Raw genomic sequence first — 6,302 nt, 5'->3', positions numbered from 1 at the left:
CCGGAAACGCGCGACGTGCCGCAGCCGGGTGCCGGCGAGATCCTGATCAAGGTGCATGCCGCCGGCGTCAACCGGCCCGATGTCCAGCAGCGCAAGGGCGCCTATCCGCCGCCGCCCGGCGCGTCGGACCTGCCGGGCCTCGAGGTCTCGGGCGAAGTGGCGGCCCTTGGCGACGACATATCGCGCTGGCGCATCGGCGACCGTGTCTGCGCGCTGACGCCCGGCGGCGGCGGATAGGCGCCCTTGCGCTGCTGGACATCGGGCCGGTTGACGCCGGCGGCATGCACCTTGATCAGGATCTCGCCGGCACCCGGCTGCGGCACGTCGCGCGTTTCCGGCTTCAGCACCCGTGGGCCACCCGGCACCGAGATCGCGATGGCCGTCATTCTTGCTGGAATTTTCTGTCCGCTCGCCATGAGATTTCCCGTCTTTTCTCGCCGTTATCCGACCGGCTGTTTGCATCGACGCCCCTGCCCTATGTATGCTGATTGCCAAATCAGGCAAATGGCCAATCTGGTCTTGGCGGAGGAGGAGCGACGATGGCGATCTTCGACGACGAACCCAAGAAGAAGGCTCGCCCGCACGAGATCGGGCAGGACCTGTCCCTGCTTTCCGTTGGCGAGCTGTCGGAACGCATCGGCATCCTGCGCGACGAGATCGCCAGGTTGGAGGCCGAGCTCAAGGCCAAGGACAACACCAAATCGGCGGCCGAAGCACTGTTCCGTCGCGGATAGCAGCGCGGGCGCAAAGAGCCCGCCGCCGAAAAGCCCGAATGCGACTGTCTTCAGACCCAGCGCCCCGCCACACTCGAGCCGGATCAAACAATGTTCGCAACCTACCGACCGATCCTCTCGCTGCTTCGCGGCACCGCCTTCCTGCTCGCGGCGTCCGGATTGCACGGGTTGCTCTTGCCGCTGCGCGGTCAGCTGGAAGGCTTCTCGACCGCATCGCTCGGCCTGATGGGCACGGCCTGGGCCGGTGGCTTCGTCACCGGCTGTTTCTTCGCGCCGCGCATCGTGCGCCGCGCAGGCCATGTGCGCGCCTTCGGTGCGTTTGCCGCATCCGGCGCCATCGTGGCGCTGCTCACCGGACTGATCATCGACGAATATGTCTGGATCCTGCTGCGCGCCTTCACCGGCTTCACCATGGCCGGGGCCTTCATGGTCATCGAAAGCTGGCTGAACGAGAAGGCCACCAACGAGAACCGCGGCACCGTCTTCGGCCTCTACATGATGGTCACCTATGCCTCGATCATGGGCGGGCAGATGATCGTCGCCGGCGGCGATGTGAAATCGGCGTCGCTGTTCATGATCACCGGCATCCTGTTTTGCCTGTCGCTCATTCCAACCGCGGTCTCGAGCGCCTCCCACCCCAAGCCGCTGCAGGATGTTTCGCTCGACGTCAAAGGCCTTTATGCCAACTCGCCGGTGTCGGCGGTCGCTTGCGTGTTGATCGGCATCGCCAACGGCGCCTGGGGCACGCTTGGCGCGGTTTACGGCGCCCGCATCGGCATTTCCACGGCCGAGATCGCCCTGATGATGAGCCTTGTGGTTGTTGCCGGCGCCGCCATGCAGCTTCCGGCCGGACGCCTGTCCGACAAGACCGACCGGCGTTTCGTGCTGGCGGGGGCGGCTTTCGGCGCGGCCTTGTTCGCGCTCTTGATCTTCCTGTTCGAGCCACGCTCCAGCATTTTCGTTATCGTCTTCACCGCAGCCTATGGCGCCTTCGCCTACACGCTCTATTCGATCGCCGTGGCCCATGCCAACGACCACGCGCGCTCGGAGGATTTCGTCAAGGTGTCGGGCGGCCTGCTTCTGCTCTACGGCTTCGGCACGATGATCGGCCCCTTGCTGGCCGCCGCCCTGATGGGCTGGATGCGCCCGGAAGGCTTGTTTCTCGCGACCGCCTTCGCGCATCTTTGCCTGGCGGGCTATACGCTGCTGCGCATCAGCCGCCGCGCGCCGGTGCCGATCGGCGACCGTGATGCCTTCAAGACGCAGCCGGCCGACCGCTCAGTTACCCCCGAAGCATTGCGGCTTGATCCCAGAAGAAAAGCAGAAGCAGACGGTTGAGATTCGAAAGGCTTTGCCTCACTAATACAGGCATGATGTTTTCCGACGCCTTCATGGCGATTGCCGACCCCAACCGGCGCCATCTTTTGGAAGAACTTCGCCGCGGCCCGAAAACCGTCACCGAGCTAGCCGCCGGCTTGCCGGTCTCACGTCCGGCCGTGTCGCAACATCTGAAAGTGCTGCTCGATGCCGGCCTGGTCCACGCCAAGCCGGAAGGAACAAGGCGGGTCTATACGGTGAGCAACACCGGCTTCCTCAAACTCAACATCTGGCTCGATCAGTTCTGGGAAGCCTGACCCGTTCGGCCAGCCGCAACACGCGCCGCGCACCTCACGCTTCCTTGCGCAAGAATGCGCCGAGCGCGTCGAGCAGCTCGCCCGTGCCATGTTCGCGCGTGGATGACGTGTCATGGCCGTCGAAGAAAGCGCCCTGCTCAGTCAGCACCAGCCGCGTGCCCTTGCCCTCGGCAAGAATTTCGATCGTGGCCAGCGATACCGATACGCGGATATCGCCAAACAACAGCTCGTAGCTATAGACGATACGCCGGTTCGGCACGATGTCCTGATAGACCGCGTTGTAAAAATGCATCTGCCCGTCGCTCGGGCAGCCGGCATTGACCTCTTTGCCGCCGACGCGGAAGTCCATCTCGTGCCGGCTCGGCATCGGATTGTCGGGGTCGGCGAACCAGCGTCGCTTGGCGGCCGGATCGCTCAGCGCGAAGTAGACTCTTGCGGGCGCCGAAGGGTAGCTGCGCTCGATGACAAAGGTGGAATGGACGACGGAACGTTGGGTCATGATTGCCTCCTTCAGGTCTCATCCTTGGTTTCCGCGAGAAAATCACCGAGCCGGTCAAGCCGAAGTTCCCAGGCGAGACGCCGCTCATTGATCCAATGCTCTGCCGCTCTCAATGCCGTCGGCTCGATTTGGCAGGTGCGCACCCGGCCAAGCTTTTGCGTGCGCACGAGGCCGCTTGCCTCCAAAAGATTCAGGTGCTGGACGACAGCCGACAGCGACATCGCCAGCGGCTCGGCCAACTGGCTGACCGAAGCAGGGCCGCGCGACAGCCGGTCGACCATCTGTCGCCGCGCCGGATCGGCGAGCGCCTGGAACATCCGGTCGAGCTGGGCAGGATCGTGCAGCATTGCGATCAGCCGTTGTTGTAGGGGAAGAACTTGAAGTAGGGCTGCGCCTCCTCGATCACCCGGGCGAAAGAAGGCCGCTGCACCAGGCGGTCGTGATAGCGCTTCATGGCCGGATAATTGTCGCCGAACGGCTCGACCTTGTTGGCATAGAAAAGCGCGGGGGACGCCGCACAATCGGCCATGGTGAAGGTGTCGCCCATCGCCCAGGTCTTCGACTGCATGTCCTGCTCGATGATGGCGTAGGAATTGCGCAGCTGATCGCGGGCCTGCTCGACGCCGAATGGATCGGTCTTGTCGTCGGGGCGCAACCGGTCGCCGACGATCTTCTGCATCGGCTCCTGCACATAGAAATCATAGAAGCGATCGGCCTGGCGGACTGCCAGCGCCAGGTCGATATCGGCCGGCACGAGGTCGACCGGCCCCGGATAGTGCGCGGCCAGATATTCGACGACGATGGTCGATTCCAGCACCGTGCGGTCGCGCGCATCGTCGCGCAACGCCGGCATCTTGCCGGTCGGCGAAATCTTCAGGAAGGCCGCGCGCGACTCTGCATCGCCGAGATCGACGATGGCAGGCGTGAACGGCGTGGCGTTCTCATACAACGCGATCAATGGCTTCCAGCAGAAGGAGGCCAGCGGATGGAAATGAATCGTCAGGGACATTTTTCGCTCGTCTGTTTGGTGGTTCGTCGGTGGCCGATACACGGCTTACCGGAGCCAATACTCAAGCATTCACTTAACTATTGCGACAGGCGCCGTCCGTCAAGACCCGCCTGTGCCGCCTCAGCTGGCTTGGATGTGAGCAACGATTGCCGCGGATATCTCCGGCCAATCGTCCGGATGCAGCTCATGGCCGCCGCCTTCGATGTGGATGAGTTTTGCGCCAATGACCGCCTCGGCCAGCGCCTCGCCATGTTCGACCGGAAAGATCGGATCCGCCGTGCCGTGGATGACCAGCAGCGGAGCCTCCATCTCGTGAAGGCGGCCCTTCCATGCGGCGCCGCCTTTGAGCATGAAATGGTTGGTCGCGCTCAGGAAGCCGCCGGAGCGGTCGTAATCCTGCTCAATGAAAGCCCGCGTCCCGGCCTCGTCGAATGGATGCGCGATGCTGGCGATCGCCCGCGCATCCCTGACGATGAAATCGACCACCTGGCCATGGTCCGACCAGTCGACTTTGGCCCCTTCGGCCGAATGCTCGGTATAGGCATCGCTCGTTTGCGGCAGATGCGAGGTGTCGGTTCCCACGGGCGAGCTGCTAATGACGGTCAGCGATGCGACGCGGGAGGGATGCTTGAGCGCCACAAACTGTGCAATCATGCCGCCCATCGACATGCCGACGACATGCGCCTTGTCGATGCCGTGGTCGTCGAGAACATGCATTGCATCGTCCGCCATGTCGTCGAATGTGTAGGGCGGCTCGCCCGGCTTGTATTTGGTCGAGCGGCCGGTATCGCGATTGTCATAGCGGATCACGAACAGGCCGGCCTCAGTCAGTTTCCGGCACAGCGCCTCCGGCCACCAGAGCATCGAGGCCATGGCTCCCATGATCAGCAAAAGCGGCGGGTTCGCCGGGTCGCCAAAGGCTTCGGATATGATTTCGGGGCGTTCGATCGTCGTCATGGCGCGGCTTCCTCTCTGCAAAACTGATTGCATTTAGCAATCGGTTGCACGATAATAAAACTGATACGATAATGCAACCGGTTTTGGAGAAATCTCATGAGCATGGATCGCCGGTCCGGATGCCCGATCAACCTGTCGCTGGAAGTGTTCGGCGACCGCTGGAGCCTGATCATCCTTCGCGACATGATCTTCGGCGGCAGGCGCCATTTTCGCGAGATGCTCAACGGATCGATGGAAGGCATTGCCTCCAACATCCTCGCCGACCGGCTGAAGCGCCTGATGGAGCTGGGCATGCTGACCAAGGCCGATGATCCCTCGCACAAGCAGAAGGCGATCTACAGCCTGACCGAGATGGCGATCACGCTGGTCCCTATCCTGGCCCATCTCGGCGCCTGGGGCCGCGTCTGGCTGCCGGTCAGCGACGAACTGTCGATCCGCGCCGAACTTCTGGAAAAGGGCGGACAGCCGATGTGGGACAAATTCATGGACGAGTTGCGCCACGAACATCTCGGCATGCCGCTCGATACGATGTCTGGCCCTTCTGTCCGCGCGACCCTGCAGGCCGCCTATGAGGCGGTGGTCGCCAGCAAGACCCTCGCCGCCAGCACGGCCGCGTAACCAACTTATTTTCCCGTTTTGGGGCCGGCTCTGCTAGAAGAGGCGGAAAATCACATTTTACGGGATTGGATAAGGTCTTGGTTGAAAACTCTCGGGATGCTGCCCGCGCGCGCGCCGACCTGCGTTTCAAGAAGCAGGAAGAGGCGGCAACCGTCCGCCAGAAGGCGATGGCCGAATACGTCGCCGAGAGCGACGCCCGCCAGGCCAAGACCAACAAGTTGCGGGCGCTCCGTCTCGCCAAGGAAGCGGAAGATCTCGCCAACGCGCCGGCGGCGCCCGCCAAGAAGCCGGCCCGCGCCAAGAAAAAATAGACCAGCCACGCCTGGAGCCAGACAAGCGTCAAGGCCTATCCGCATGGTGTCGGCAAAGGCCGCTTTCCATCCCGCCTCTTCACGCGAAGCAATTTCAACCGAAACCGGGATGTTATCTCGCCCGTTGACGGTCAATGATCGACGCGTTTCAAACAGGAGACCGCCATGACCGCACTGCCGCTCGAAAAAGCTAGGCAAATCATCGATGCTGCCTTTGCCAAGGGCGCCGATCTCAAGCTCAAGCCGCTCGGCGTCTCGGTGCTCGATGCCGGCGGGCATCTGGTCGCCTTCCAGCGCCAGGACGGCGCCTCGTTCCTGCGCCCGCAAATGTCGGCCGGCAAGGCCTACGGCGCGCTCGCCATCGGCATGGGCTCGCGCAAAGTCGAGGCCTTCGCCAAGGAGCGCCCGCATCTCGTCGCTGGCATCTCGGACGTGTCGGGCGGACGCGTGCTGCCGGTCGTCGGCGGCGTGCTGATCCGCGACAAGGCCGGCGCCATCATCGGCGCCGTCGGCATTTCAGGCGACACGTCGGACAATGAC

10 protein-coding genes and 2 pseudogenes are annotated in these 6,302 nt (G+C 63.2%); 7 read left to right on the top strand and 5 right to left on the bottom strand.

Annotation, left to right across the window (positions count from 1 at the left end; all coding sequences use genetic code 11):
• Window positions 1-231: pseudogene (locus EN935_RS18190) on the top strand (alcohol dehydrogenase catalytic domain-containing protein); the annotation flags it as partial.
• Here EN935_RS18190 and EN935_RS18185 read toward each other — a convergent pair.
• A pseudogene (locus EN935_RS18185) lies at window positions 219-416 on the bottom strand (NAD(P)H-quinone oxidoreductase); the annotation flags it as partial. The pseudogenes EN935_RS18190 and EN935_RS18185 overlap by 13 nt on opposite strands.
• Window positions 417-539: 123 nt before the next feature.
• Here EN935_RS18185 and EN935_RS18180 point away from each other — a divergent pair.
• The 3 genes from EN935_RS18180 to EN935_RS18170 all read left to right on the top strand — a co-directional run bounded on the left by EN935_RS18180 (window position 540) and on the right by EN935_RS18170 (window position 2,368).
• Window positions 540-734 carry a DUF1192 domain-containing protein gene (locus EN935_RS18180; protein WP_027047479.1) on the top strand — a complete coding sequence of 65 codons (195 nt, stop codon included), beginning with the start codon at window positions 540-542 and terminating at the stop codon, window positions 732-734.
• 90 nt (window positions 735-824) lie between these two features.
• On the top strand, window positions 825-2,072 hold the full coding sequence (locus EN935_RS18175; RefSeq protein ID WP_127264662.1) for an MFS transporter: 1,248 nt from the start codon (window positions 825-827) through the stop codon (window positions 2,070-2,072).
• Window positions 2,073-2,104: 32 nt separating this feature from the next.
• Entirely contained in the window at window positions 2,105-2,368 is a 264-nt protein-coding gene (locus EN935_RS18170) for a metalloregulator ArsR/SmtB family transcription factor (protein ID WP_109664997.1), read from the top strand.
• Between the two features lie 34 nt (window positions 2,369-2,402).
• On the opposite strand, the gene EN935_RS18165 is transcribed toward EN935_RS18170, so the two are convergent.
• The 4 genes from EN935_RS18165 to EN935_RS18150 form a co-directional block, all read right to left on the bottom strand.
• The gene (locus EN935_RS18165; protein WP_127264663.1) at window positions 2,403-2,867 is read right to left on the bottom strand and encodes an SRPBCC family protein; all 465 of its coding nucleotides are present in this window, start codon (window positions 2,865-2,867) and stop codon (window positions 2,403-2,405) included.
• Window positions 2,868-2,878: 11 nt separating this feature from the next.
• Entirely contained in the window at window positions 2,879-3,214 is a 336-nt protein-coding gene (locus tag EN935_RS18160) for a metalloregulator ArsR/SmtB family transcription factor (RefSeq protein WP_127264664.1), read from the bottom strand.
• 5 nt (window positions 3,215-3,219) lie between these two features.
• Window positions 3,220-3,876, bottom strand: coding sequence for a glutathione S-transferase family protein (locus EN935_RS18155; RefSeq protein WP_109664988.1), 657 nt, complete (start codon window positions 3,874-3,876; stop codon window positions 3,220-3,222).
• Window positions 3,877-3,996: 120 nt separating this feature from the next.
• The gene (locus tag EN935_RS18150) at window positions 3,997-4,833 is read right to left on the bottom strand and encodes an alpha/beta hydrolase (protein WP_109664984.1); all 837 of its coding nucleotides are present in this window, start codon (window positions 4,831-4,833) and stop codon (window positions 3,997-3,999) included.
• Window positions 4,834-4,929: 96 nt separating this feature from the next.
• Here EN935_RS18150 and EN935_RS18145 point away from each other — a divergent pair, with 96 nt between their 5' ends.
• The 3 genes from EN935_RS18145 to EN935_RS18135 form a co-directional block, all read left to right on the top strand.
• Window positions 4,930-5,451 (top strand): helix-turn-helix domain-containing protein, encoded by a 522-nt coding sequence (locus EN935_RS18145; protein ID WP_127264665.1) that lies wholly within the window; start codon window positions 4,930-4,932, stop codon window positions 5,449-5,451.
• Window positions 5,452-5,528: 77 nt separating this feature from the next.
• Complete coding sequence (locus EN935_RS18140; RefSeq protein WP_023810948.1) at window positions 5,529-5,762, top strand: hypothetical protein; 234 nt, start codon at window positions 5,529-5,531, stop codon at window positions 5,760-5,762.
• Between the two features lie 165 nt (window positions 5,763-5,927).
• Window positions 5,928-6,302, top strand: a 375-nt coding sequence (locus tag EN935_RS18135) for a heme-binding protein (RefSeq protein WP_164771190.1), incomplete at its 3' end; no start/stop codon positions are given.

The organism is Mesorhizobium sp. M7D.F.Ca.US.004.03.1.1 (assembly GCF_003998635.1).
Classification (GTDB): domain Bacteria; phylum Pseudomonadota; class Alphaproteobacteria; order Rhizobiales; family Rhizobiaceae; genus Mesorhizobium; species Mesorhizobium loti.
This window is presented reverse-complemented; position numbering and strand designations above follow the sequence as displayed.

Coding starts and splice junctions, on each gene's coding strand:
- EN935_RS18180 (WP_027047479.1), top strand. CDS start 540: ATGGCGATCTTCGACGACGAACCCAAGAAGAAGGCTCGCCCGCACGAG.
- EN935_RS18170 (WP_109664997.1), top strand. CDS start 2,105: ATGATGTTTTCCGACGCCTTCATGGCGATTGCCGACCCCAACCGGCGC.
- EN935_RS18175 (WP_127264662.1), top strand. CDS start 825: ATGTTCGCAACCTACCGACCGATCCTCTCGCTGCTTCGCGGCACCGCC.
- EN935_RS18165 (WP_127264663.1), bottom strand. CDS start 2,867: ATGACCCAACGTTCCGTCGTCCATTCCACCTTTGTCATCGAGCGCAGC.
- EN935_RS18150 (WP_109664984.1), bottom strand. CDS start 4,833: ATGACGACGATCGAACGCCCCGAAATCATATCCGAAGCCTTTGGCGAC.
- EN935_RS18145 (WP_127264665.1), top strand. CDS start 4,930: ATGAGCATGGATCGCCGGTCCGGATGCCCGATCAACCTGTCGCTGGAA.
- EN935_RS18155 (WP_109664988.1), bottom strand. CDS start 3,876: ATGTCCCTGACGATTCATTTCCATCCGCTGGCCTCCTTCTGCTGGAAG.
- EN935_RS18160 (WP_127264664.1), bottom strand. CDS start 3,214: ATGCTGCACGATCCTGCCCAGCTCGACCGGATGTTCCAGGCGCTCGCC.